Annotated in this window: 26 protein-coding genes and 1 pseudogene; 17 read left to right on the top strand and 10 right to left on the bottom strand. The window is 60.9% G+C overall.

Features of this window, described 5'->3' with window-relative positions:
- Nucleotides 1–46: 46 nt before the first annotated feature.
- The 5 genes from BLV09_RS30515 to BLV09_RS30495 all read right to left on the bottom strand — a co-directional run bounded on the left by BLV09_RS30515 (nt 47) and on the right by BLV09_RS30495 (nt 6,338).
- A complete protein-coding gene (locus BLV09_RS30515; RefSeq protein ID WP_146690036.1) occupies nt 47–1,849 on the bottom strand; it encodes a gamma-glutamyltransferase family protein in 1,803 nt (600 codons plus the stop codon).
- An 8-nt stretch (nt 1,850–1,857) separates the two neighbouring features.
- Complete coding sequence (locus BLV09_RS30510; RefSeq protein WP_146690035.1) at nt 1,858–2,871, bottom strand: 2Fe-2S iron-sulfur cluster-binding protein; 1,014 nt, start codon at nt 2,869–2,871, stop codon at nt 1,858–1,860.
- Between the two features lie 11 nt (nt 2,872–2,882).
- The gene (locus tag BLV09_RS30505) at nt 2,883–3,362 is read right to left on the bottom strand and encodes a GlcG/HbpS family heme-binding protein (RefSeq protein WP_146690034.1); all 480 of its coding nucleotides are present in this window, start codon (nt 3,360–3,362) and stop codon (nt 2,883–2,885) included.
- A 59-nt stretch (nt 3,363–3,421) separates the two neighbouring features.
- Complete coding sequence (locus BLV09_RS30500; RefSeq protein WP_146690033.1) at nt 3,422–4,921, bottom strand: aldehyde dehydrogenase family protein; 1,500 nt, start codon at nt 4,919–4,921, stop codon at nt 3,422–3,424.
- Nucleotides 4,922–5,000: 79 nt separating this feature from the next.
- Nucleotides 5,001–6,338 (bottom strand): hypothetical protein, encoded by a 1,338-nt coding sequence (locus BLV09_RS30495; protein ID WP_197684996.1) that lies wholly within the window; start codon nt 6,336–6,338, stop codon nt 5,001–5,003.
- Between the two features lie 435 nt (nt 6,339–6,773).
- Here BLV09_RS30495 and BLV09_RS30490 point away from each other — a divergent pair, with 435 nt between their 5' ends.
- The 6 genes and pseudogenes from BLV09_RS30490 to BLV09_RS30465 all read left to right on the top strand — a co-directional run.
- Nucleotides 6,774–7,544: a TenA family transcriptional regulator gene (locus BLV09_RS30490; protein WP_100385947.1), complete on the top strand. Its 771-nt coding sequence runs from the start codon at nt 6,774–6,776 to the stop codon at nt 7,542–7,544.
- 4 nt (nt 7,545–7,548) lie between these two features.
- Entirely contained in the window at nt 7,549–7,875 is a 327-nt protein-coding gene (locus BLV09_RS30485) for a 2Fe-2S iron-sulfur cluster-binding protein (protein ID WP_100385946.1), read from the top strand.
- A gap of 44 nt (nt 7,876–7,919) precedes the next feature.
- Nucleotides 7,920–8,228 (top strand): ferredoxin, encoded by a 309-nt coding sequence (locus BLV09_RS30480; RefSeq protein WP_146690031.1) that lies wholly within the window; start codon nt 7,920–7,922, stop codon nt 8,226–8,228.
- A 19-nt stretch (nt 8,229–8,247) separates the two neighbouring features.
- Nucleotides 8,248–8,616: a 2Fe-2S iron-sulfur cluster-binding protein gene (locus tag BLV09_RS30475; RefSeq protein ID WP_100385944.1), complete on the top strand. Its 369-nt coding sequence runs from the start codon at nt 8,248–8,250 to the stop codon at nt 8,614–8,616.
- A 308-nt stretch (nt 8,617–8,924) separates the two neighbouring features.
- Nucleotides 8,925–9,743: a GntR family transcriptional regulator gene (locus BLV09_RS30470; protein WP_146690030.1), complete on the top strand. Its 819-nt coding sequence runs from the start codon at nt 8,925–8,927 to the stop codon at nt 9,741–9,743.
- A 92-nt stretch (nt 9,744–9,835) separates the two neighbouring features.
- A pseudogene (locus tag BLV09_RS30465) lies at nt 9,836–10,123 on the top strand (recombinase family protein); the annotation flags it as partial.
- 175 nt (nt 10,124–10,298) lie between these two features.
- On the opposite strand, the gene BLV09_RS30460 reads toward BLV09_RS30465, so the two are convergent.
- The 3 genes from BLV09_RS30460 to BLV09_RS30450 form a co-directional block, all read right to left on the bottom strand.
- Entirely contained in the window at nt 10,299–11,240 is a 942-nt protein-coding gene (locus BLV09_RS30460; RefSeq protein WP_167558929.1) for an amidohydrolase family protein, read from the bottom strand.
- Between the two features lie 107 nt (nt 11,241–11,347).
- Nucleotides 11,348–11,665 (bottom strand): extradiol ring-cleavage dioxygenase, encoded by a 318-nt coding sequence (locus BLV09_RS30455; RefSeq protein WP_100385941.1) that lies wholly within the window; start codon nt 11,663–11,665, stop codon nt 11,348–11,350.
- Nucleotides 11,666–11,685: 20 nt separating this feature from the next.
- Nucleotides 11,686–12,531, bottom strand: coding sequence for a hypothetical protein (locus BLV09_RS30450; protein ID WP_100385940.1), 846 nt, complete (start codon nt 12,529–12,531; stop codon nt 11,686–11,688).
- 112 nt (nt 12,532–12,643) lie between these two features.
- On the opposite strand from BLV09_RS30450, the gene BLV09_RS30445 reads away from it, so the two are divergent.
- The 8 genes from BLV09_RS30445 to BLV09_RS30410 all read left to right on the top strand — a co-directional run bounded on the left by BLV09_RS30445 (nt 12,644) and on the right by BLV09_RS30410 (nt 19,648).
- Complete coding sequence (locus tag BLV09_RS30445) at nt 12,644–13,525, top strand: branched-chain amino acid ABC transporter permease (RefSeq protein WP_197684994.1); 882 nt, start codon at nt 12,644–12,646, stop codon at nt 13,523–13,525.
- Nucleotide 13,526: 1 nt separating this feature from the next.
- Nucleotides 13,527–14,342, top strand: coding sequence for a branched-chain amino acid ABC transporter permease (locus tag BLV09_RS30440; RefSeq protein ID WP_167558928.1), 816 nt, complete (start codon nt 13,527–13,529; stop codon nt 14,340–14,342).
- Nucleotides 14,339–15,124: an ABC transporter ATP-binding protein gene (locus BLV09_RS30435; protein ID WP_146690027.1), complete on the top strand. Its 786-nt coding sequence runs from the start codon at nt 14,339–14,341 to the stop codon at nt 15,122–15,124. The genes BLV09_RS30440 and BLV09_RS30435 overlap by 4 nt, the downstream gene beginning before the upstream one ends.
- Nucleotides 15,121–15,825: an ABC transporter ATP-binding protein gene (locus BLV09_RS30430; protein ID WP_433994366.1), complete on the top strand. Its 705-nt coding sequence runs from the start codon at nt 15,121–15,123 to the stop codon at nt 15,823–15,825. Before BLV09_RS30435 ends, BLV09_RS30430 begins: the two co-directional genes overlap by 4 nt.
- Before the next feature lie 10 nt (nt 15,826–15,835).
- Nucleotides 15,836–16,675 (top strand): creatininase family protein, encoded by an 840-nt coding sequence (locus BLV09_RS30425; protein WP_167558927.1) that lies wholly within the window; start codon nt 15,836–15,838, stop codon nt 16,673–16,675.
- A 53-nt stretch (nt 16,676–16,728) separates the two neighbouring features.
- A complete protein-coding gene (locus BLV09_RS30420) occupies nt 16,729–17,385 on the top strand; it encodes a cysteine hydrolase family protein (RefSeq protein ID WP_146690025.1) in 657 nt (218 codons plus the stop codon).
- A gap of 119 nt (nt 17,386–17,504) precedes the next feature.
- On the top strand, nt 17,505–18,314 hold the full coding sequence (locus tag BLV09_RS30415; protein WP_146690024.1) for a GntR family transcriptional regulator: 810 nt from the start codon (nt 17,505–17,507) through the stop codon (nt 18,312–18,314).
- A 161-nt stretch (nt 18,315–18,475) separates the two neighbouring features.
- Nucleotides 18,476–19,648, top strand: coding sequence for an ABC transporter substrate-binding protein (locus BLV09_RS30410; protein WP_146690023.1), 1,173 nt, complete (start codon nt 18,476–18,478; stop codon nt 19,646–19,648).
- 205 nt (nt 19,649–19,853) lie between these two features.
- Here the strand turns inward: BLV09_RS30410 and BLV09_RS30405 are convergent, their stop codons facing one another.
- Both BLV09_RS30405 and BLV09_RS30400 read right to left on the bottom strand, forming a co-directional pair.
- Nucleotides 19,854–20,699, bottom strand: a complete 846-nt coding sequence (locus tag BLV09_RS30405) for an N-acyl homoserine lactonase family protein (RefSeq protein WP_146690022.1) — start codon at nt 20,697–20,699, stop codon at nt 19,854–19,856.
- A 60-nt stretch (nt 20,700–20,759) separates the two neighbouring features.
- On the bottom strand, nt 20,760–22,481 hold the full coding sequence (locus BLV09_RS30400) for an amidohydrolase (protein WP_146690021.1): 1,722 nt from the start codon (nt 22,479–22,481) through the stop codon (nt 20,760–20,762).
- Between the two features lie 256 nt (nt 22,482–22,737).
- On the opposite strand from BLV09_RS30400, the gene BLV09_RS30395 reads away from it, so the two are divergent.
- The 3 genes from BLV09_RS30395 (at nt 22,738) to BLV09_RS30385 (ending at nt 25,356) form a co-directional block, all read left to right on the top strand.
- Nucleotides 22,738–24,228, top strand: coding sequence for a 2-hydroxymuconic semialdehyde dehydrogenase (locus BLV09_RS30395; RefSeq protein ID WP_146690020.1), 1,491 nt, complete (start codon nt 22,738–22,740; stop codon nt 24,226–24,228).
- Between the two features lie 114 nt (nt 24,229–24,342).
- Nucleotides 24,343–24,876, top strand: coding sequence for a 3-hydroxyanthranilate 3,4-dioxygenase (locus BLV09_RS30390; protein ID WP_100385929.1), 534 nt, complete (start codon nt 24,343–24,345; stop codon nt 24,874–24,876).
- 75 nt (nt 24,877–24,951) lie between these two features.
- Nucleotides 24,952–25,356, top strand: a complete 405-nt coding sequence (locus BLV09_RS30385; protein WP_146690019.1) for a RidA family protein — start codon at nt 24,952–24,954, stop codon at nt 25,354–25,356.
- Nucleotides 25,357–25,378 lie beyond the last annotated feature (22 nt).

Raw genomic sequence — 25,378 nt, 5'->3', positions numbered from 1 at the left:
GGTTAGAGCGGCCGGCCTACCTCGCCAAGGGTCAATTCTTTCTTCGCTACCGTCCGGCCGCGTAGCCCTGCATGCCGCGCGGGTTCGCGGCGGCACGCCGGCGTTTGCCGATTTTCGAGGCCGCCGTAAGGCGGCCCTCCGACCAGCTTGGGCCGGTCTCGACGATATGGCCGCGGTCTTTCAGCGTATCGACGGTCGCCTTCGACACGCGATCTTCCACCACCAGCACGCCGGGCCGCGCGGTGCGTGGCCAGAACGAGATCGGGAAATGCTCCGAATGCCAGGCGGGCGCGTCGATCGCTTCCTGCAGGTTCAGCTTGGCATGGACATGCCGCAGGAAGAATTGCGTGATCCATTGATCCTGCTGATCGCCGCCGGGCGAACCCCAGGCCAGATAAGGCTCACCGTCGCGCAGCGCCATGGTCGGGCTGAGCGTGGTGCGCGGGCGCTTGCCCGGCGCCAGTGCGGCAGGATGATTTTCCTCGAGCCAGAACATCTGTGCGCGGCTGCCGAGACAGAAGCCGAGTTCGGGGATGACCGGCGATGATTGCAGCCAGCCGCCGGAGGGCGTTGCCGAGATCATGTTGCCGGCGGAATCGATAATGTCGAAATGCACAGTGTCGCCGCGCACCTCGCCGAAGCGGCCGACGGTCGGCTCGCCAGCGCCCATGGCGCCGACGGCTTCGCGGTGACCTTCCTGGCGGCGCAATTTCACCACCGCACCGAAGCCCTCGACCGAGCCGGGGATGAAATCGAGCGAGGCCTGATCCGAGATCAACTTGCGTCGCTCGTCATTATAGGCATCGGACAACAGCGTCGCGATCGGGATTTCGCTGAACTTCGGATCGCCGTAAAACTTCTCGCGGTCGGCGTAGGCCAGTTTGGCGCATTCGATTTGCAGGTGAATGAACTCGGGTCCTGCCGGGTCGAGCCCGTCCAGCGTGAATCCCTTGAGCAGCGCGAGCTGCTGCAGCATCACCGGTCCCTGGCTCCAGACCCCGGGTTTGCAGACGGTATAGCGGCCATAATCGTAGGTCAGCGGGGCTTCGATGGTGGGCTGCCAGCGCGCCATGTCGTCGGCAGTCAGCACGCCGCGATGCGGCGCGCCGCTGACATCCATGATCTCCTGGGTCCGGCAGAATTGACCGATCGCCTCGGCGACGAAACCATGGGACCAGGCCTTTCGCGCCCGTTCAATCTGCGCGACACGGTCGGCGCCCGCGCTTTCGGCTTCCTTTAAGATGCGGGCATAAGTCTCGGAAAGCCTTGGGTTGGTGAAGAGGGTGCCGGGCTTTGGCACTTCATTGTTCGGCAAATAGACCGCCGCCGACGTGGTCCAGTGGTTCCTGAACAATTGCTCGACGGTTTGGATCGTCGCCGCGGCGCGCTCCACCAGCGGATAGCCGTCACGGGCATAGGCGATGGCCGGTTCCAGCACATCGCGCAGCCGCATCGTGCCGTAATCGCGCAGCAGCAGCATCCAGGATTCGAACGTGCCGGGGACGCAGGCGGCCAACAGCCCCGTGCCGGGCACCATGTCGAGGCCTTCGCTGCGGTAGTGCGCAATGGTTGCGCCCGACGGCGCCGGGCCCTGGCCGCAGATCACCTCGGTGCGGGCGCGTTTGACATCGTGCACGATGATCGGCACGTCGCCGCCCGGGCCGTTCAGATGCGGCTCGACAACCTGCAGCGTAAACGCGGTGGCGACACCGGCGTCGAAAGCGTTGCCGCCTTTCTCCAGAATGCCCATTCCGACCGCGGTGGCGATCCAGTGGGTCGAGGTGACGACGCTGAAAGTGCCTTCGATTTCCGGCCTCGTGGTGAACGGATCGGTGATATTTTTGCGCATGGATTCTGTCAGGAAGGAACCGGCAGAGAATGCTGCAGAGTGAAACCCTCGGTATATATGTGCTCGATCGAAGCGCCGCGAGCTGCAAAGGCTTGCTTGGCGCTGAAGATCATCTCGGGTGATCCGCACAGATAGATCGCGTGTTCAGAGAGGTCCTCGAAATCTGCAGCCACCGCATCTTGCACGTAGCCGCGACGTCCCCGCCACGTGGGCGCAGCACGGGATAGTACCGGCATGAATTTGAATTCGTAGAGCCGGTCGGACCATGTCAAGATCTCATCATGCAGATAGAGATCGGCAGCGGTCCGTGCACCCCAATATAGGCAGACCGGCGGACAGCTCGGATCGCACATTAGAGACTCAAGGATCGCTTTGATGGGCGCCAACCCGGTGCCGGTCGCAACCATCAGTAAAGGCCGGTCATCATCGGCGCGGAAATAAAAACCTCCCAGCGGCAACTCTACATGCAGCGCCTCGCCGACCTTTAGGTTTCCAAGTATATCTTGGGTGAATCTACCGCCTTCGATATGCCTCACGTGGAAATCGATCCGATTGTCTTGTGGGGCGGACGCCATTGAAAAACTTCGTGTGCTATTATCGGGAAGGATGACGTTCATGTGCTGCCCTGGCCGGTAGTCCAACTCTGTTACAGCAGGAACTTCCAGCACAAGACGGGTAACCAGTGGACTGACGGGCCGAATGGCGTGAACTGTTGCAAGATGGTGCGCGGCGGTCGGCATCTCTGCTTGGGCGAAGGCCGAGCTAATGACGAGGTTGCATTCGGGCTTGGCCTGACAGGCCAGTGCGTAACCTTGATCTTCTTCTTCCGGCGTCAACGCCAGCGGAAACTCATCATACGCGACTGAGCCCTCGATCAGCTTGATGCGGCACGTACCGCAGCCGCCAAGTTGACAATCGTGTTCCAGATTGACGTTCGCGCGCAACGCAGCCGCCAGAATTGTCTCGCCGGACTCCACGTCGAAGGATTGGTCCGTGTGCGCGATTTGTATTCGGAAAGTCACGACTTCCTCCGTCACAACTTGATGTCGGCCTTGACCAGCACGCGATGCTTCTTCGGCGTCAGCAGCTCCTGCAGCGCCTGCAGGGCCGCGACGCCGCAGGCGGTATCCTGCTCGCCGTTGCCGCCGCTGAGGCCAATGCCGCCGACGACCTCGTCGTCGACCACGATCGGAAAGCCGCCGACGAACACCGCGAAGCGGCCCTCGAAGCTCCACTGAATGCCGAATGCTTCGTTGCCCGGCAGCGCCGGGCCATTAGGCGACTGGTTGAACAGATGGGTCGAGCGCTTGTGCCCGGCTGCGGTGAAGGCCTTGTTCCAGGCGATCTGCGGTCCGGTCACACGGGCACGGTCCATGCGCTCCAGCGCCAGCGGATAGCCGCCCTCGTCGGCGACGCAGACGGTTTCCAGTACGCCGATCTCTTGCGATTTGCGGATAGCGGCGGCGACCATAACACGCGCTTCTTCGAGTTCGAGCTTGAATGACGATCTCATGTGGGTGTCCCGGTGGTTTGACCTGTGAAAATTATCGGATGAGTGAAGTCAGTCGCGGGTCAGCAGCCGCGATAGACCGTCTTGATCTGGGTATAGAATTCCAGCGCGGCGCGGCCGGACTCGCGGAAGGTCGAGGTGCTGGAGCGCTTCAGGCCGCCGAACGGCGCGTTGATTAGGTTGCCGGTGGTGGTGCGATTGATCTTGACCGTTCCGGATTCGATGTCGCTCGCGAAGTCGTGGATGTAGCGTGGATTGCGGGTCGCGATCGCGGAGGACAGCCCGTACTCGGTGTCGTTCGCCTTGGCGATGGCATCCGCATAGCTCGTTACCTCGATAAGGGCGATCACCGGCCCGAAGATTTCCTCGCGGGCGATCCGCATGTCCTGGGTGACATCGGTGAAAATCGCCGGCGACACGTAATAACCGTGATCATAGGCCGGACCGCTCAGGCGCTCGCCGCCGCACAACAGCGTCGCCTCACTCTTTCCGATCGCGATGTAGCGCAGCACCGTGTCCAGTTGCCGCGCGGTCGCCAGCGGTCCGATATCGTAACCCGCGACCATGCCGTCGCCGACCTTCAGCGCCTTCACCCGAGCGACGAGCTTCTCGGTGAATGCCGCCTTCACCTGCTTCATCACCAGCACGCGGCTGGTGCCCGTGCAGGCCTGGCCGCTGAGCGACAGGCCGCCCTTGATGGTTAGATCGACGGCCTTGTCGAGATCGGCATCCTCCATCACGATCAGCGGGTTCTTGCCGCCAAGCTCCATCTGGGTGCGGGTGGTGAAGCCGACCGAGCGATGGATCTGCTCACCGGCCGTGGTCGAGCCGGTGAACGAGATCGCGCGGACCACCGACGGCACCGTGATGGCCGGGCCGACATCGGCGGCGCCTCCGGTGATGAAATTGAGCACGCCCTTGGGAATCCCGGCGGCGACGAAGGCCTCCGTGAGGCGATAGCCGCTCATCGGCGCATCCGACGACGGCTTGAACACCACGGTGTTGCCGGCGATCAGCGCCGGCGCAATCTTGCGCGCCGGGATCGACACCGGAAAATTCCACGGCGTGATCACCGACACCACGCCGAGCGGTTCGCGCTGGCTGTAGACGATCATGTCGGGATCGTCGTTGGGAAAGGTCTCGCCCGTGAACGACTGGCCTTCGACCGCATAGAACCGCAGGGTCTGTGCCGAGCGCAGGATCTCGTCCTTGCTCAGATTGAGCGCCTTGCCCATCTCCCGCGTCAATTCCGCGGCGAAGCGATCGACATTGGCGTCCAGATAGTCGGCTGCGGCGTTCAGAATCTTCGCCCGGGCGGACACGGAAGTCTTTTTCCAGCTTGCGAAGGCTGCTGCGGCCGCGCGGACCGCCGCATCCGCATCCTTCGCCGAGGAGGCCGGAAACCGGCCGACAATGTCGCGGGTATCCGCCGGACTGATATTGTCGATGGTTTCGCCGGTTTCGCCCGCCGACCATTGTCCGTCGATGTAATTCCTGAAGTCTTCAATGCTTCCGGTACGCGCCGCGTAGGCGCGCCCGAGGGAGGTTGCGGTTTCAGTCATGACGATTTTTCCTCATCTCATCTTCTTTTCTAAGCATGGTCCGTTCGAAAAACCGGTTTCCACTTTTCCGGATCGTGGTCTAGCTCCAGAACAACACGGCACAGATTGTGGAGACGGCGAGCCCGGCCAGCACGGGCAGCAGCAGCGCCCGAACTGTGTCGAGCACGGACACCCGCGCGAACCCGGCCACGGCAATCAACGACGACCACGCGATCAACGTCCCGCCGCCGGTCCACACCGCGCCCATCTGTCCGACGGCGCACAACGTGGTGACATCGAGCCCGACGGTCGGTCCGAGCGCGCCGGCCAGCGAGCCGGTCAGCGGCAGGCCAGCGAAACCGGAGCCGTCGACGCCGGTGATCATGCCGACCAGCAGGACGCCGAACGCCACCAGGATGTGGCTGTGCGGAATCCACGGCTCCGCGCTCTGGATCAGGTTGAACAGCAGCGGCGGCGCGTCGCCGACCGGGACATTGAGGACGCCGGCGGCGAGGTCGCCGCCCGCGCCCAGGAAGAAGAAGCCGGCGATCGGCAGCACCGAGCCCATCGCCTTGAACGCGAACACGAAGCCGTCAGTGATATGGTCGGCGCAGACGTCGAGACTGCGGCGCGCGCCCTCGGCGGCGAGCGTCGCCAGGATCATCAGCGCCGCGCCCATGCCGCCGACCAAAGCGGCGGCGGCGCCGCCCTTGAGTTCGGCCGAGCCAATGTCGACGCCGAGTTTCGGCAGCACCATCACCGCGATCACGGCGGCGAAGCCGAGTGGCGCGAGAATCGCGAATAGTTTCGACCAGGCCTCGTGGCGCGTCGCGACGTGCGGCCGCTCGTGCCGGATCTCGGCATCAATGGTGAGCGGTTCTTCGTAGCTGGTGCTGGTGCCGCGGGCCATCTCGGCCTTGTCGAACGTGCCGACGGCTTCCAGCCGCTCAAGTTCGCCGTTGACCGACTGGCGCTGCCACCGCTCGAGCAACGCCTCGCTGCCCGGCTGGATCAGCTTGCGGATCGAGAAATAGGCCAACAGCAATGCGATGCCGCCGGTGATCAGCGATAGCGACAGCGCGCGGTCGGCCACCGCCGCGGCGCTGATCGCCGCGCCGGCAGCCTTGGCGCTGATGCCTGGTGCTACGCCGATCACGTAATCGGACGACAGCGCCATGCCCTGCCCGGCGATCGCGATCGCCATGGCGCCGGCGAGCGGCGGCAGCCCGGCGACGATCGCCGCGGGCAGCAGCACCGCGGACACCAGCGGAACCGCAGGCGTCGGCCAGAAGAACAACGAAATGACGTAAGTCACGGCGGCGAGGATGAAGAACGCGGAGTGGCCGTTGGTCATCACCGCGCGGAACGGCTGCACCATCAGCACGTCGGAGCGCAGCGACTTCAGCGCGTTCAGCAGCGAGGTGATCAGGGCGATCACCAGGAAGATGTTGAACAGCTCCTTGGCGGCGACGAAACTCGCATTGAAGATGCTTGCGAGGGCAGTTACCGGACTCCCGGTCCACGCCAAAGCAACGGCAAACGTGGCGATTATGGATGGGACAACCACGTTCGCGCGAAAGACCATGGTGAGCACGACCGCCGCGACCCCTGCAAGATAAGTCCAATGAGCCGCACTGATAGTGGCCTGCTGGAGCATACTCCCCCCTTGTTGATACTTGAGCGTCGAGCGGTCGGCTCATCTCATTTTCTTGTATACAGTATTCTGATCTACAACGTCAAATAAATCGCAAAATGACCAAAAACGCGACATTTATGCCCTATTTGCCGATTCCTTCCAGCCTAATGAATTGACAATAACACCTTTTCGTATACAAAATTGCACGACTGGAAACACCGGAAAAGGAGCCCATGAATGCCCGAACTCATGAACCATGTAGAATTCCGATCGGCCCTCGAGAACGCAATCAAAGGCAAGAGTGCCAACAAAGCTCCATTCAGCATCGCCTGGGCCAGCGGCAAGCTCAGCCGCGCACATCTCGGCAAATGGGCCGAGAACCACTATCACTATGTCGGTCCGTTCGCGGACTATCTCGCCTACATCTATGCCCGGATGCCGGAAGGATATACTGAGGCCAAGGACTTCCTGCTGGCCAACATGTACGAGGAAGAGATCGGCGGGGATCGCCACACGGATCTGCTCATCCGTTTCGCGGAAGCGTGCGGCACGACGCGGGCTCGGGTCATCGATCCGGACAATATGACACCCACCACCCGGGGTTTGCAGAGCTGGTGCTATTCGGTCGCGATGCGCGAGGATCCGATCGTTGCGGTGGCCGGTCTGGTCGTCGGCTTGGAGTCGCAGGTGCCCTCGATCTACCGCAAGCAGACGCCGACGCTGCGCGAGAAGTACAAATTCACAGATGAGGAAGTCGAATTCTTCGATCTCCATATCGTGTCCGATGAGATCCACGGCGAGCGCGGCTATCAAATCGTTCTTGAGCATGCCAACACGGTCGAGTTGCAACAGCGCTGCCTGAAGATCTGCGAGGTCGGCGCGCAGATGCGCCTGCTGTACACGACTGCTCTGTATTGGGACTATGTTGCCAAGGACGTGCCGATCAACGAGATCGAGAATGTCGAACACAAGGTGCCACAGGGCGAGCGAAAACTGCTGCAGGCCTGAGCAAGTGCCCAAGGTCATTCTTCATCGTGACGGCCACGCCCACCAGGGCGAGGTCGCCTCGAACAGCAATCTTGTCGTCAGGGCGGGCATCAAGCAGTTCCCTTATCCGCATCTGCGTTACGGATGCGGAATGGGAAAATGCGCGAAATGTGCCTGCCGCGTGCTTAAGGGCGCCGAGCAACTGCCCGCTCCGAACTGGAAGGAGAAACAGCGGCTCGGTCCTCGGCTGGAAGAGGGCTACCGACTGATCTGCCAGCTCTGGATCAACCACGACATCGAACTGGCACAAGACAAGACTCCGCTCGAGCCTTTGGCGCCGGTTGTACCGTGACAAGCGCTGCCGAGCAGATGCAGCCAACAACACAAGGAAATCTCATGTATGTCATTCTGACAAGCAAGCCCGGACAATTCAGGACCAAGGTGGTTCAAGGCCTGAAGCCGTTAGAGGCCTACGATTATCTGTTTTACGGCCAGACCAAGGCGCATTTCGTGATCGCGGAGCTGCTCGAAGATAGCACCCGGATCCGGGTGATCGAGGACGATACCGCGATCGTCAACGACGTGCCTTCAAAGTTTCTTGAGAAATTCGAGACGACTCAACAAGCCCTCGAAGAATTGAGGCATCTAACGACGTTCGGCCACATGGACACCGAGCTGCGCAAAACGACGCTTCCGACAAGCTGACGGTGTGACTGGATACGACATGATTCAGGTCACCTTCCTTACCAACAAGGGCAAAGTGGCGAACGCGCCTGCGAACAGCAACCTGCTCCGGGTATCGTTGCGCGAGCAAGGCGGCATTCCGTTCAAATGCGGCGGCGGGTTGTGCGGCACATGCAAATGTCGGGTCGAACAGGGCCTTGAACACACAGATGCTATCAAGCCAAAGGAGCGCAAGCATTTGACCGACGATGAGTTCAAAGCGGGTTATCGTATGGCTTGTCAGACGTTCCTCAATGGCGACGTGAGCGTTTCTTGGGTGCCGTTGGCCGAGCGCCGCGCGCCGGCGCAGCGAACGGAGATTCCCGCTGTTGTCTCGTGCCCCAGGGGCAGCGGGCTAGACGAAAGTTGATCAAGTTTATCCTTGGGGGAGCAAGCCCCCCTTGAACACTAACTCCAAAGAGCCTTATGACACCGTCTTGACTTTGCTGTCCGCGCGAAACTGGCAATCTGCGGCGGTTGAGCCGACAAATTCTTGCTCGGCGATTTTGTGGCAATCGACCAGCGATCGTGCAACGAGATGACATTCAAACTGGTTCAAGGTACGGTCATGGCATGCTTCCGGCCTCACTATGCAACGCGAAGCAAGCCGCGGTAAGGGTCGGCGCTTGGGCACGTCCCCTCAGAGCCCGATAGCATTTTTGGGGAAGGATTGACGACATGACTCTTATGCCCGGATCGCTAATGCGGCGACTTGGCCAGGACCAATTTTCACTCCACGATCGTGTCGTCGCGGAGCTGCGCCAAGCAATTCTATCGGGGCGATTGAGGCCGGGCGAGCGTTTGGTTGAAGAGCGACTAGCGGATGAATTGGGGGTTTCTCGCAATCCGGTACGAGAAGCCATTCGTGCGCTCGCATCCGAAGGCTTGGTCAACGTCACGGCTCGTCGCGGTGCAACGGTTGCGACCATGACGGAGCAGGAAGCTCGAGAAACAATCGAAGTCCGCGCGTTGCTAGAGGGACAGAACGCGAGACTGGCGGCGCGCCGTGGTGACAAGCAAATCATCAAGCGCATTGAGGCGATTTTGAATAAAGGCACGGCGGCGGTCGCAAGCAAGCGATTCGATCAATTATTCGACCTCAACCAAAAGTTTCATAGCGAACTCGCTGCGGCCGGACAGAATACTGTGCTCGGGGATCTGCTCCAGAAATTTAGAGAACGGACCGCGATGCTTTTCGCGCCTATGGATCCGAGCAGGCAAGCCCGAACTTGGGAGGAGCACGCCGCCATTTTGCGCGCGATCATCGACGGCGATGAACGAACATCCGCTACGCTGGCGGCCGAGCATGTGATGCGAGCCGGAATGGATTTTCTGGTCGGGCTCAACGCGGGAGACGGGCCGTTGATGCTTCTAGGTGAACGCAAGGAAGCTCCGACTCAGCAACGGCCATCCAAGCAAGTAGTGCCGCCCGCCACCAAAAACGCCGCGCCTAACCGGAAGGGCCCTTCCCAATCGAAGCGAAAAGCTCGAGCATAGTGTGAACGTCCGCGCGACATCAACGCTGAGAGTCTCAAGATAACCCATCAGCGCAAAGAAGGGATTCGTAGGTATGGCTATCGACGTGTCGTGGCCGGTTCACGGTCGTACTCGCTGAGGCAATGGATCGCCTTAGTCGGGACCAGGAAGATATCGCCGGAATGTTTAAGCGGATCGCGTTCGCCGGCGTGAGGATTGTGACCCTTTCAGAGGGCGACGTGACGCATCTACACGTTGGCCTCAAAGGGACAATGACTGCTCTGTTCCTCGAGGACCTGGTGGACAAGACCCGCCGTGGTTTGCGCGGGCACGTCGAGAACGGAAAATCCGGCGGCGGCCTTTGTTTTGGCTATGATGTCGTCAAGCAGTTTGCCGCTGATGCGGCCGGGTGTTGGACCTGTTGAAGCGGCACAGATGGCTGCGTGCGGTGACGCCCACAACGCGCCAGGCTCAGCGTGACCCTCGTCCACGCCGGGTCCAGCAAACCCAATCCGATACTGTGGTAACGCTCCGCTTTGGCCAATCACGAGCTTCGGTTCCAACTGCCGATAAGCGTCAGCCTTTAAGCAACCGCTGCGCGTTGGTGCGCTCGATCGCGAGAAGCACATCTGCAGGCAGCCCTAGTTCGGACAATCCCTTGACGGTCGCAACCATCGTGGATTCAGGGGCAAACGGGTAATCGCTGCCGAACAACACTTGCTCGGGCGCGACCAGCTTGAGCAGCGCGCTGAACGCGAGCTGGTTGGCCGACAGCGCGGTATCGAAGAACAAACGCTTCAATTCGAACATCACGCCATCCGGCACGCTGGCGCGGAATTCGGGGCGAACCTCGAGCCGCGCGATGCGCTCAGCCAGAAACGGCACCGTGCCTCCTGCATGCGAAAAGATGAAGCGGATGTCGCGGCAGCGCGCGAATGTGCCGCTGAACAGCAGGTTCGTCACCGCCTTGGTGGTGTCGAAGGGAAATTCGAGCGTCGCAGCCGGCACGCCGATCCCATGCATGTGGCAGCATGGCGCTTCAGTCGGATGGAAGTAGACCACAGCGCCGCGCCGATTGAGCTCGTCGAGCACCGGCGCGAATTCCGGGTCGCCAGGGTACTTGCCGTCATAGTTGGTAAGCATACCAATGCCATCGGCTTTCAGTTCGTCGAGCGCATAGGCGATCTCGCGCAAACTGCCTTCGACGTCCGGCAGCGGCAGACTCGCAAACACTCCAAACCGGCCCGGGTGATCAAGCCGAATCCTGGCCGCGTAGTCGTTGCACTCGCGCGTCAGGTGTCGGGTGGCATCGATATCACCGAACCACAGGCCCGGCGCGGAGATCGAGGTGATCGCCTTCTCGATGCCATTGCGATCCATCGCCTCGATCGAATGTTGCGGAGTCCATTCCGGCGTCTTGCCAGCGACGATCAGAGGTCCGATCCGATCATCGCCCACCGCCCGAACATAGCCCGGCGGCAGGATATGATGGTGGACGTCAATTCGATGTGCTGACATGGCGGAAATCATCCGGATCGACCCGGACCCTTTGTACTGAAGTCACTATCTTCGCAAGCACCGCACGTCGGCGCGCGGAGGCGACAAAGCCATCGAAATCGCTGGCCTTAGTTCTTCGGAATATCGCGGTCGTGGCCCTGCAACGAGGCAACCAATTTGTTGGAAGCCTCGACTGCGCCCTTGCCGGCGTCGTTACCCCAGATGAAGCGCGACAACTGGCCGCCGAGATAGGGGTGCATGCCGAGATCGTAAAGCTTGCGGAAATCGCGCTCCTCGATCGCCTTGCGCTCCTCCGGAGACATTTTGTAACGGTCGAGCACCGCCGCCTCGTTGGTCTTGAATTGCTTTCGAATCTCCGGATTCCACTTCATGTCCTGAACAAGGTCATGCGCGGCGAGGTTTGGATTGAATTTTTCCCAAGCCATGACGTTCCCCACTGCTTTGCCTAGAGATCCCAGATCACGCCGCCGATGCCGCACCGGAAGCTCGGCCAGCCGGTGTATCCGAACGTACGTCCCGGCCGCTCGCCGATCGCTGCCATCACGGGAAACCACGACAGGACTTCGGCAGTGCCGCCGATTCCGGCTTCTTCCATGCGATCGACCGTAATCTCCTTGAGCAGCGCCCTGTGGTCGCCCTTGGCACAAAGTTCGAGAAACTTGCGGTCGAATTCCTCATCGATCTTGTAGTATTTCACGCCACCCGGTTCGTGGCTCAATCCGCCCGAGCCGAACAGCGCCACACGCATGTCCGCGGGCAGGTCCCTTTCGATGAAGTCGCGCAAGGCGTGTCCGACCTCGAAGCAGCGTTCGGCATTGGGGAACGGCGGCACCGTGCAATTTTGCAGCACCGGCACGAGTGTGATGCCGGTCTGGTCGAGATTGGTCATCGTGACCGGCACGGAGATATTATCGTCGAATTTGAGGTTCTCGTCCCGCACCGACATGCGAACCCCGCGGCGGGTCATGCCCTGGAACAGCGCCTTGGCAACATCGGGATTACCCTTCGCGGTGTAATCGCGGCAGCCGATCCACTCCTGAAACCATTCATGCGGACCACTATGCTCCGGAGCGGTGCCTATCAAAAAGTCCGGATAGAAGGTGATGCGGCTGTTGGCGAGGTGATCGTTCGCGAACACGATCAGCACGTCAGGACGTGCATCTCTCAGTTCCCTGGAGATTGCGCTGTAGGTGTCGGTGACGACCTTCTTCGATTCGTCCGGCGCTTTGTCGAACAAGCCGACGATAGCGGGCGCATGCGGCGCACCGGCCGCAAAAACGATCTCTGCCATACAGCCTCCTCTGTCTGAAGACGTTTTATATACATTGACGAGAATTATTCAATCATCATAATTGTATAAATTATGTAATCCACCCAACACGGAAGCGCCGAGGCCTCCAACGATGATGTTGATCCAGCAGATTGTGAATGGCGTAATGCTGGGCAGCACCTATTCGCTGGTCGCCATCGGCTACACGCTGGTGTTCGGTGTGCTGCACTTGGTGCATCTCGCCCATGGCGAGGTCTTCATGATCGGCGCTTTCGTCGGATTACAGGTGGTTCTGCTGGCCGGTGGCGGTGTCACAACGGCGATCGCGGCCGCCGCAGCGGCGTCAGCGGTGCTCGGCGTGCTGGTCTACCTCCTCGCGATCAAGCCGATCAAGGCACGCAAGGGGCATTTCCTCGCGCCGATGATCAGCACGATCGGTGTCGGCGTCGTTCTGCAAGAGCTCGCGACACGGGCGTTCGGCGGCGAGCAGGTCGGCTTTCCCGTCCAGATGGAAAGTTATGTCTGGCATCTCGGCGCGGTCACGCTGACATCCGTTCAGCTTGTCATTCTGTTCGTCTCGCTCGGCCTGATGTTCGCGCTGCATCTGTTCATCACCTTGACGCGCGTTGGCATGGCGATGCGCGCCACCGCCGAAAGCACGATGATCTCGCACACGCTCGGCATCCGCAGCGATCGCATTATCATTCTCACATTCGCCATCGCCTCCGCCCTGGCGGGTGTCGCCGGCGTGCTGGTGGGCATGTCGTTCAATTCGATTTCGCCCTATATGGGCGTCGATATCGGCATCAAGGGCCTCGCGGCGATGCTGCTCGGCGGCCTTGGCAATGTATACGGCGCGATGTTCGGTGGTCTCGTGATCGGCATCGTCGAGGTGATGAGCGTGGCGTACCTGTCATCGTCCTACCGCGATGCTTTTGCATTCTTCGTCATTATCGCCGTGCTGCTGCTACGCCCACGCGGCATCTTCGGCACCACCGACCACGTCGAGGGGTAAGATGCTCGATCCGTATATCGAGTCGGTCCTGATCTTCACCGGCATCAACGTCGTCCTGGCGCTGAGCCTGTATCTTCCGGTCTCTGCGGGTCTGCTGTCACTCGGTCAGGGCGGCTTCATGGCGATCGGCGCCTATACGTCCGGCTACCTCACTGCGGTGGCGGCGTGGCCGTTCGGCATCGCTCTCTTGTGCGGCGGGCTGATGGCCGGCATGGTCGGCTTGATCGTCGGCATCCCCACGCTGCGGATCAAGGGTGTCTATCTCATCATCATGACGATGGGATTTGGCGAAATCGTTCGCGTGTTCTTTCTCAACTTCGAGCCGACCGGCGCGGCATCCGGCCTCGGCGGCATTCCAACCTACACCACTTTGCCGGTTGTCTGGGCCGTTGCATTCCTGGCGCTGTTTCTGTGTTTCCAAATTCGAGGCTCCCGCATCGGCCGCGCGATCGAGGCCGTTCGCGAAGACGAACTCGCTGCCGAAGTGATCGGCATCAATCTCACGAGGATCAAGGTCTCGATCTTCGGTCTCGGCGCCTTCGTCGCGGGAATCGGGGGCGGCCTGTTCGCGCACTATGCCACGTTCATCGATCCGAGCCAGTTTTCGTACGCACGCTCGGCGGAAATTTTCATGATGGTGGTGTTGGGCGGAATGGGCAATTTCATCGGCGCGGCCGTCGGCGCGATCGTCGTCACGGTCCTGCCCGAACTATTGCGGATCGGCGACGCACAGGAATGGCGCATGACGGTGTTCGGCGCGCTGCTGGTGCTCATCATGATCGTCCGCCCCTGGGGCCTCTTGGGAGTGCGCCGATGAGCAGCACCGATACACCTGTGCTCCAGACGCGCAACCTGACGCGGCGCTTCGGCGGTTACTCCGCTGTATCCAATGTCGATCTCACGATTCGAAGAGGCACGATCCACGCCCTCATCGGCCCCAACGGCGCCGGCAAGACGACCCTGTTCAATTTGATGACCGGCGTGCTGCCTCCGACCGAAGGTCAGATCATAATCGATGGCGTCGATGTCTCGGGCTCGCGCCCGGACAGCATCGCGCGCCGTGGCGTCGTGCGAACCTTCCAGGGCGTGCGTCTTTTCCCGTCCATGACCGCGCTCGAAAACGTCGAGGTTGGACGCTTCAGCCGTACCCGCGGCGGCTTTCTCACCGCTCTCGCACGCGTGCCGGGCCTTGCGACGCCGACCGAGGCGGCCACGCGGCGCCGCGCCGAAGAGCTGTTGGAGCGGGTCGGCCTCTCGGCTCGGCGTAACGTGCTGGCGACCGAACTGGCACTGGCCGATCAGCGGCGTCTGGAGATCGCCCGCGCGCTCGCGGTCGATCCGAAGCTGCTGTTGCTGGACGAGCCGGTCGCCGGCATGAACCCCGTCGAGGTGCAAGAAGCCGCCAGGCTGTTCAAATCGCTGCTCGATGACGGCATCACGATCCTGATCACCGAGCATCACATGAGCCTGGTGATGGCAATCTCCGATGTGATTTCGGTGATGAACTACGGCCGCAAGATCGCCGAAGGCCCGCCCGAAGCCGTCAAGCGCGATCCTGAAGTACTGGCCGCCTACCTTGGGACCGAGGCGGCGGCATGATGCTTGAGGTCGACAATCTGCATGTCAGCTACGGCAAGATCGCCGCCGTCAAGGGCGTCTCGATCAATATCGGCGAGGGCGAGATCGTCGCGCTGATCGGTCCTAACGGAGCGGGCAAGAGTACCCTGCTCAAGACCATCGCCGGATTGTTGCCGGCCAGTCGCGGCACGATCGCGTTCAACGGGAAGACCATCGCCAACTTGCCGGCTGCGGAAGTGATGCGCCGCGGACTGGCGCTCGTGCTCGAAGGCCGCTCGACCCTGAAGCAGATGACGGTGCAGGAAAACCTGATCCTGGGCGGCTACGCTCGCAGCGATCATGATGAGATTGCCAAGGACATGGAGCATCTGCTCGATCGCTTTCCGATTCTGCGCGATCGTCTCAAGCAACGCGCCGGCACGCTGTCCGGTGGCGAACAGCAAATGCTGGTGATCGCCCGCGCGCTGATGTCGCGGCCGCGCCTTCTGATGCTCGACGAGCCGTCGCTCGGCCTTGCACCGCTGATCACGGCCAAGATCCTCGATTTCGTTCACGAGTTGAAGACCAGGGACAACATGACGATCCTGCTGGTCGAACAGAACGCCAATCAAGCGCTTCACCTCGCCGATCGGGCCTACGTGCTGGAGAACGGCGAGGTCGTGCTGCAGGGTGCCGATCTCGCGAGCGATGCGCGCGTTCGCGAGGCCTATTTGGGAGTGTGAGGACAGTATCATGAGCGAACCACGATCGACCGAAGCCCATTCCATTTTCCAGGACACGATCGCGAACATGACGTTCCCGGACCTCGCCAAGGCAGCGGCCGATCGCGCCGTGGTGTTGTGGGGCCTTGGCGTCATCGAGCAGCACGGTCCACATCTTCCACTTGGCACCGACGTTTACATGCCCTCCGAATTGTTGCGCCGCGTGCGCAAGATTCTCGCGTCGAAAGGCGTGGCCAGCGTCATCATGCCGCCCTTCTACTGGGGAGTGAACCAGGTCAGCGGACTGTTTCCGGGCAGTTTCATGGTGCGGCCCGAGGTCATGATCGAGCTGATGGTCGATCTGATCAAAAGCCTCAAGAAAGACAGCTTCTCGACGCTGTTCTGCGTTTCCGGCCATGGCGATGCGCTGCATAACCGCACGATCTTCGACGGCGTCTGCCGCGGAGCCGATGAGTCCGGCCTGAGTGCCCATTTCGTCGGCGCCCCGTCGTTCTTCAAGCGCATCGGCATCGACCCGGCGAGCCCACGCGTCTTACCGACCATGACCGAGGTCGAACGCAACAGCAAATACTTCGACGTGCATGCCGGCGAGTTCGAGACGTCGTCGATGTGGGCGGTTTATCCCGATCTCGTGAAGGACGAATTGCTGCCGACGCTGAAGTCGACCGATTTTGGCATCGAGGATCTGACCGAATGGCGCAAGGGCGGCGAGCACGCACTCCGCAAAACGCCGCAGGGCTATCTCGGCGATCCCGCGGCGTCGAGCCGCGAACTCGGCGAGCGGATGATGGCGGAACACGCCGAGATCGTCGCCGAGGCGATTGCGGCCAAAGTGGCTGCCGTCGTTTGACCATCCGAAATCGATCGACAGGGCTTTCTCGATAGGACTTAAGGAAAACAGCGATGACCAAGACGCTTCTGGATACGGTCGATAAGCGGCTTAGCCCCGCACATTCGGCTGTGATGGTGATCGACATGCAGAACGACTTCTGCGCCGAAAAGGGCTATGTCGAGACCGTGGTCGGCAAGGATGCGACGCCCTGTCGGGCGGTAGCGTCCGAGATCATGGCGCTGGTCGGCGCAGCACGCGAGCATGGCGTGCCGGTGTTCTGGATTAAAGCCAATTACGATCCGGATCGTCTGCCTGAAGGCATGCTCGTAAAGCAGAGAGAGAAAAGTTCGGATATCTGCTGCGGCACCGGAAGTTGGGGCATTGATTTCTATGGCGTCGCGCCCGATTCCGGCGAACCGGTGATCGAAAAACATTCCTACAGCGCCTTCGCTGGCACCGATGTGGAGCAGCAGCTCAGAGCGCGGGATGTAAGGACCCTGGTTTTTGCGGGAGTGCAAACCAACGTCTGCGTCGAAAGCAGTTTGCGGGATGCGGTCTGTCGCGGTTTCTACGCCGTCGTGGCAAGCGATTGCGTGGCGTCGCATACGTTGCCTCTTCATGAGGCAACGCTGAAGAATGTCCAGTTTTTGTTCGGTGACGTTCTCGAGCGCCGCCGGATCGCCGCGGTCTGGTCGGCGGCGCCACAGAGTCGACGAAATACCGGATAACTCACTGTATTTGATGGAAATAGCTCAAAATCAGGGCGACAAGAATCGGGGGGTGCTATAGTATTCGGCATAATATTGCGCCGATTTCACAAATTTCTGCGCCGAGAACAGATGATAGCATGAGCAAGAGCAAACTTCTTTGGGGACCGGCACCTCGTCGTCAGATCGACGCGCCGAAGACGCTCGCCGATGAGGCGTATCAGCGCATTCATGACGATATTATTCGCGGCGAATTCGCTCCGAACGACAAGCTCCAACCTGACGCCCTGCGCGAGCGTTACAACATCGGGCTAAGTCCGGTGCGCGAAGCATTGTCGCGCGTTGCACTGGAGGGTCTCGCGGTCGCCGAAGGGCAGCGCGGATTCTTCGTCGCGCCTGCGACACGTGAGGAGTTGCTCGACATCGCTGACCTGCGCATCAATTTTTCGGTGCTGTCGCTGGAGCGATCGATCCGCACCGGCGGCGACGATTGGGAGAACGCCGTTGTTACCGCCTATTACCAGCTGAACAAACTGGAGAACCAGGTGCATCGCGAGCCCGGCACGTTCCACGATGAATGGGAGCGACGCAACCGCGCGTTCCATCAGGCTCTCGAGTCCGGCTGCGGCTCGCCCTGGCTGCTGCATTTCTGCGACATCCTCTATGATCAGCTCGAGCGTTATCGGCGCCGCTTCGTCGTTTACACCGATATCGATCCGACCATCGGCGAAGAGCACAAGCAGATCATGGAATTGGCTTTGGCGCGCGATACCGCCGCGTGCAAGGTTCTCAAGCAGCATTTCGAACATGCCGCACGCGTGATCGGTGGCATGATGGAAAAGGCCGAAGGCGCCAAAATCGTACCCCGGATCAAAAAAGAAAAAGAAAAAGCCGTGGCCCGTCCCAAGGACAAGCCGGCGGCCAAGCGCAGCAACGCCCGCGTCGCCTGACCGCGGATACTGGTTCACAAATCAAGAGATCGCAGCTTGACGACGACCGCTTTGCGCGGCCGCGGGCTTGCCTTACGCTTAGGCACTCGAACATTAAAAATTGGCGTTGTAATAAATTATTGCTCTCATAATATACTTTTTATCTTTGATAAGGAGTTTCGATGGACACCCGGAAGGCTGAGAAATCAAGGCGGATGTGGATCCATCGAGCGGCTTTGCTGGCCGCGGTGACGCTCGGCTACGGCGCGGTTCGCCCTGCGTTCGCCGACGTCAAGATTGGCGTGCTGATGCCGCTGTCCGGCAAGGGCGCTTCGTACGGCCAGCACCAGGAGATCGCCATGAAAATGGCGCTCGAAGAACTCCAGAAAACCGGCATCAAGGGCGAAAAGGTCGAGGCCGTCGTCTATGATACGCGCGGTGAAAATGCTGAAGCGATCACCCTCACCCGCAAACTGATCTTCAACGACAAGGTGCTGGCAATCATCGGCCCATTCTTCAGCGCCGAGTGCGAAGTCGCATTCCCTATCGCCGTGCAGGGCAAGATCCCGATCATCACCGCGTCGTCGGCCAAGCCCGGCATCGCCGGAAAGAACCGGCCGTGGGCCTTCCGTAACGCACTGTCGTCGGACCAGATGAACGGCTTCCTGCTTGATACCTGGCTGAAGCGCAACCCGGTGAAATCGGTGGTGATCCTCACCGACGTGAAGGACGCCTTCACCAAGGTCGACGGCACGGTGGTGTTCCCGGCCGAATTCAAGGAAAAGGGCGTCAACGTTCTCGACAATATTTCCTATCAGACCGGCGACATCGACTATTCCGCGCAAGTCACCAAGGCCAAGGGTCTCAATCCCGAGGGCATCCTGATCGCCGGTCTTTATAACGAAGGCGGCAATATCGTCCGCGAAATCCGAAAACAGGGCATGGCGCAGCCAATCGTCGGCGCGCTCGGCATGTCCGAGACACGCTTCCTCGACATCTCCGGCAAGGCCGGCGACGGCACCACCGTGGTAAATCCGTTCTGGCCGGATGATCCGGATCCGAAAGTACACGCCTGGGCAACCGAATATCAGAACCGCGCCAAGGTGGCGCCCGGCAACACGGCAGCGCTGATGTACGACACGATCTTCCTTGCAAAGAACTGCATCGAGAAGTCGGGCGTGACCAACAAGCCGGAAGATCTGGCTGCCGACCGCGAGCGCATCAGGGATTGTCTGGCGCATGTGAAAGACTTGTCGGGCATCACCGGTCCGATGTCCTTCGACGCCGACGGCGACGCACAGCTCAAGCCGACGGTGCTGGTCGCCAAGGACGGCAAGTGGGAGGCCGTCAAGTAAGTGGCATTGAGCAAGGCGGATTTACCACCGGCCTCTGCTTTCCGATCCGCAAAAAGCAACGGCCGCAACTTCGATTACGGCCGTGTTGCATTGGGGAAGACTCGAAACGGTTATTAACCGGATTTGTAGCCAGCGGCGTCTGTAAAGCCCGGTGACAGTTCGATGTGCGTCACCTCACATCACTGAACCGCCGATGCAGCGGAACCTATCCCAGCAGGCTCTGGTGGCTGGCGGCGAGATGAAGTTCCGCGACGCGCACGTCGTGCGATTTTCCAGACGGATGACGCGTGAAAATCTCGATGTCATGGCCGGGCAGCATCCGCGCCAGATCGTCGCCCGCCACTTTCTTGACCCGCTCCATCTCGCGCAGCAGGTTCCAGACGTTGCCCTGCAGATAGCCCGGCGGCCACATCCGCTCAACGCTGAAGTAGGAATAGCAGACATCGCCGGCGAGCGCGTAGGTGCCCACGCTGGTCTCGACCTCGAGCCACTGGATTCCGAAGCTATGCGTGTCCTTGGCCAGGCGGCATGTCACGCCTTTGCGCAAGACATGGTCGCCGTCGAGAAGCGTGACGCGCCCTTGCGCAATTGCAGCGTCCAGTGAGTCGAAATTGTTGGCGTCGAGCGAGGAGAACACCCAGCGGTCCTTGGTCACCCCGTCCCGACCATATTCCGCAAGCACTTTCTTCCAGCTTTCATACTCGTAGCGCTGCACGAAGATGCGCGCGTTGGGAAAAGCGTCGAGATTTCCGGCATGATCGAAATGCAGATGAGTCAGCACCAGCGTATCTATCCCGGCGGCGTCGATGCCGTGACGCCGCAGCACCTCGTCGCTGCGCACGAAATCCTTGAAGCCTGGACCGGTCATCGAGGTACCGGAGCTGAAGCCCGTATCGACCAGGACACGCTCACCGTCGTTCGATTGCAGCAGCGAGAAGATCATCGGCACTTCAATATGGCCTTGATTGCTTGCCACCGGGGTGCCGCGCACGAAATCGAGCGGCAGCCGGCCTTCGGCGTACTGAAACGTCCAGATACTCCAGTCTTTCATTCCCTGTCTTTCCCTCGCGCTCGAACGCGCGCCTCTCGTGCCGGTGGCTCTGAGCAACCTTCAGCTGCCGAACAGGCCGATGTCATGCACCGGTTTTCCGGCAAGCAGCGTGGTTATCACCTTAGCCTCGGGAATACGGTCCTCGTCGATCGTCATGATGTCTTCGGACAGGATCGCGAGATCGGCAAGCTTACCGACCTCGAGCGAACCGATGCGATGCTCCCAGAATGCGGCATAGGCCGCATTCCAGGTCATCAGGCGGAGCGCCTCGGCCCGCGTGATCTTCTGATGCGGCAGGCCGAACACATGGCCGGTCACGCCACCTTTGCGGGCCAGGCTCTGCCAGAACGTAAACAGCGGATCGAACGGCCGGCCGTCGGTCGATTGCGCGATCATGACGCCAGCGTCGATCCAGTCGCGAAGCGGAACCGAATTGGCAGACATCTCTTCGCCGAAGCAACGCAGATAGACCGTGTCGTAGTTCCACAGGAAGTTGGTCGTCGTCGTCGCGACCACGCCGAGACGGCGGCAAGATGCCATATTCTCGGTGCTGGGAAACTGGCAGTGCTCGATCGCCCAGCGCTTGCCCAGGATCGGGATCTCCCGGTTGATGGTCTCGAACATCGACAACACCTTGTCGATGGCGCCCCCGCCGGCGCATTGCACCTGGACGCGCAGATTGGCGCGCGCCGCCCGGAACAGGCCATCGAGAAACGCCTCGTCCGGCGTATGCTGGACGCCGGTCCAGGCGTAGCCGCGAGCACCGACATAGGGTTCACGCATCAGGCACGCGCCGATCGCGGTGGCGCTGTCGAAGGAATAGCCGAGACCGCCGAAACGGAGCAGGTCGTCGCCGAAGCCTTGGCCTGCGGCGTAGAGCGCTGTCTCGTCAATCAGGGCCTGGCCCTGCTCGACGTTGAGAAAATAAGGCTGCGGAAACGCCACCACGAAATAGGTACGCACAGAGAGCTTGCCGCGCTGCCACAGCTCGGTATAGGCCCTTTGCTGAGGCTGCGGGATGCCATGACCTTCGTAGATCGCGGTGACGCCGGCACGATTGAACGCGTGCATGCCGGCCTCGACGGCGCGGTTCATGTAGTCCTGATCCATGGGCGGGATCATGGGAAACAGCGCCCGCTTGCCGCGGATCGTGCCGTAGGTGTCAGGCATGATCTTCGGGAAATTAAAATCGCGAAAGATGCCAGTCGGCTCACCAGCGCTGTCCTTGTCGATCTCGACGCCTGAAGGCGTTTCGGTCGATGCCGTGATGCCCGCGATTTTGATCGCCGCACTGTTGGCGATGCCGATGCCCGGCGCGACCAGTCCCGATGGCTCGATGAAGACAGGGTTGTCCGGCGATACCCTGTCGAGGTCGTAGCGATTGGGCCAGCGGCCTTCGCGCAAAACGCCGGGAAACGCAAAGAATTCCGGCTCGCTGGCGACCGGATTGCAGATGATCCATTCACCCGGTTTGCGCTGGCCGACCTCGCGGCGCACGACGTCGAGCACCTCCTCGATCGACCTGACACCATCGAATGATGGCTTGAGAAAGCGAATGCCGACGCCGTCCATGTGCGGATGGCCATCGACGAAACCGGGAATAACCGCGCGGCCTTCGAGATCGACCCGGCGCGTGCCGGCACCAGCAAGGGCAAGGATGTCTTGCGACGAACCGACCGCAACAATCTGGCCATTTTGGATCGCGACCGCTTCGGCCACCGTGTCGCGGGCGTCGACCGTGTAGATCCGGCCGCGATAAAGGACGGTGTCGGGATGGGTCATTCGAGCAACTTTGCCTGGGCAGAAGTGGATGGTGACGCGGCCCGACCCATTCCGTCGGCCTAGCTTTTATTAGATCACGATGGTATTTATGAAATCAATAGATTTTATGAAACGGGCTGATTATGATTTCACCACCTGAAACGCAGCCACCCTGCCCGAGCGACTGCAAGCCGCCTCGTGCGGCGAACGGATCGCGGCAACGGACGGCTGAGCAGCGATCCCCGCGTCTTTGAAAATTTCCTACCAGAGTTGAAAAATGGCACTGACAGCAACGAAGACCGAGGCCGCCGCCTCGCCCCTGCGCAACTTCATCGACGGCCGTTTTGTCGCCTCCGGCAAATCAACCTTCGAGAATCGCAATCCGGCCACCGGAGAGTTGGTCAATCTCGTTGCGGAGGCCGATGCGGCGATGGTCGACGATGCGGTCAAAGCGGCGCAACGCGCGCTCAGGGGTCCATGGGGCCGTATGAGCGAACAGGAACGCTCTGCGATCCTGCGCAAGGTTGCCGATGGCATCATGCGCCGCTTCGATGAGTTCTTGAAGGCCGAGATTCTCGATACCGGCAAGCCCGTGTCCCTGGCCTCGCATATCGACATCCCGCGCGGAGCCGCCAATTTCAACGTATTCGCCGATCAAGTGCTCACGCTGTCGACGGAAAGTTTTCGGATGGCGACGCCCGATGGCGCGGGCGCGCTGAATTACGCCATCCGCGTTCCGCGTGGCGTCATCGCCGTGGTGTGCCCGTGGAATCTGCCGCTCCTGCTCATGACGTGGAAGGTTGCGCCGGCGCTTGCCTGCGGCAACACCGTCGTGGTGAAACCGTCCGAGGAGACGCCGACGACCGCGACACTGCTCGGCGAGATCATGAACGAGGCCGGCGTGCCTCCCGGGGTTTATAACGTCGTGCACGGTTTCGGACCCGGCAGCACCGGCGAATTCCTGACCCAGCATCCCGGCGTGGACGGCATCACCTTCACCGGGGAAACCTCCACCGGCCGCGCGATCATGACGGCCGCGGCCAATCACGTGCGCCCCGTCTCGCTCGAGCTCGGCGGCAAGAACGCCGCCGTGGTGTTCGCGGATTGCAATCTCGACAAGGCGATCGAAGGCACGATGCGCTCGGTGTTTGCCAATTGCGGCCAGGTCTGCCTCGGCACCGAACGCGTCTATGTCGAGCGGACCTTGTTCGATACGTTCGTCGATCGCCTGAAATCGGCCGCGGCGAACCTGCGCATGGGTGATCCGTTTGACAGGGCGACCACGATGGGACCGCTGATCAGCCAGGAACACCGCAAGAAGGTGCTGTCATTCTACGACAAGGCCAAGGCCGAGGGCGCCAATGTCGTGCTCGGCGGCGCCGTGCCGTCACTCGATGCAAGATTTCACGGCGGTTCGTTCGTGCAGCCGACAATATGGACCGGGCTCCCCGAAACCTCCTCGGTAATCCGCGACGAGATCTTCGGACCGTGCTGCCACATCACGCCGTTCGACAGCGAGGAGGAAGCTATCGCGCTCTCCAACGACAGCCCGTACGGATTGGCGACGTCGATCTGGACCGAGAACCTGACACGGGCGCACCGCGTCGCCGCGCAAATCGAAGTCGGCATCACCTGGGTGAACTCGTGGTTCCTTCGTGATCTTCGCACCCCGTTCGGCGGCTCAAAGCAGTCCGGCATCGGACGCGAAGGCGGTGTTCACTCGATGGAATTCTATACCGAACTGCGCAACGTCTGCGTCAAACTCTGAGGCGCAGCCGAACGGCGGCGTCAATTTGAACCGCGGCACAAAGCGGCGTAGCGTCGCGTGAAGCCGATTTCGAACCACCGCGTTAGTCGGCACCCCTGTGCAAAGGAGACGGCCATGAAACAACTCCCGGTCCTGGAACTCCAGGAGATCGCCAAAGAGCTCGCCGAGACCGGCAAGCGCGTCAAGGTCCTGTGGCAAGAGCCCGGATCGCTGGCCTTCGTCGCCCGCGGCCGTGAATATCGCAGCGAATTCCATATCAACGGCAGCGACGAAGTGACCTACATGATCAAGGGCACGATGAACCTGCATTATCGCACCCCGGAGGGCAAGGAAGAGATCGCGGTCATTCCGGAGGGATCGACCAACTGGATGCCACCGAACACGCCGCATTCGCCGCGCTTCCCGCCGGACGCTTTCGCCCTGATCGTCGAACGCCAGCGTCACGAAGGGGAGATCGACAAGTTCCAGTGGTTTTGCCCGAAGTGCGACAATTTTCTCCACGAGGAGACCTTCGTCGTCAGCGACTATCGCGCTGATCCGGTGTCGCAGGCCTACAAGAATTTCTTCGACAACGAAGACGCCCGCACATGCAAGAAGTGTGGCAATGTGATGCCGAACGCGCTCGCAGAGGCGGCCAAGACGTCCTAGCCACGAATTTGGCTGCCGCCGATCGATATCCGATCGTCGGCCGACCCCAGACCGCCGAAACGAAAGGACGACGAATTGCCCAAGACATACGTGACATCAGCCGCTGCGCCGACGACCGGCTTTACCGACCTGCAGAAGCCACCGCCGATCGCGCAGGCCATTCGCTTCGGCAACATGCTGTTCGTGTCGGGACAAGGGCCGCTCGATCCGGCGACCAAGACCGTTGTCGAAGGCGACATCGAAGTTCAGACCCGCCGCACGCTCGACAATCTGCTGAGCGTTCTCGATGCCGGCGGCGCGACGCTCGCCAACGTCGTCAATATGCGCGTGATCCTGCGCGACGTCGCTGACTTCCCGCACTTTAACGAAGTGTTCCGCACCTATTTCGAGCACGAGCGCGTCACGCGCACCTGCGTCGGTGGTACGCCCCACCGCAAGGGCGTCAATGTCGAGATCGATTGCGTCGCCATGTTCGACTGACAGGTATCGGGCCGGACCGGTT

The organism is Bradyrhizobium canariense, from assembly GCF_900105125.1.
Classification (GTDB): Bacteria; Pseudomonadota; Alphaproteobacteria; order Rhizobiales; family Xanthobacteraceae; genus Bradyrhizobium; species Bradyrhizobium canariense_A.
This window is presented reverse-complemented; position numbering and strand designations above follow the sequence as displayed.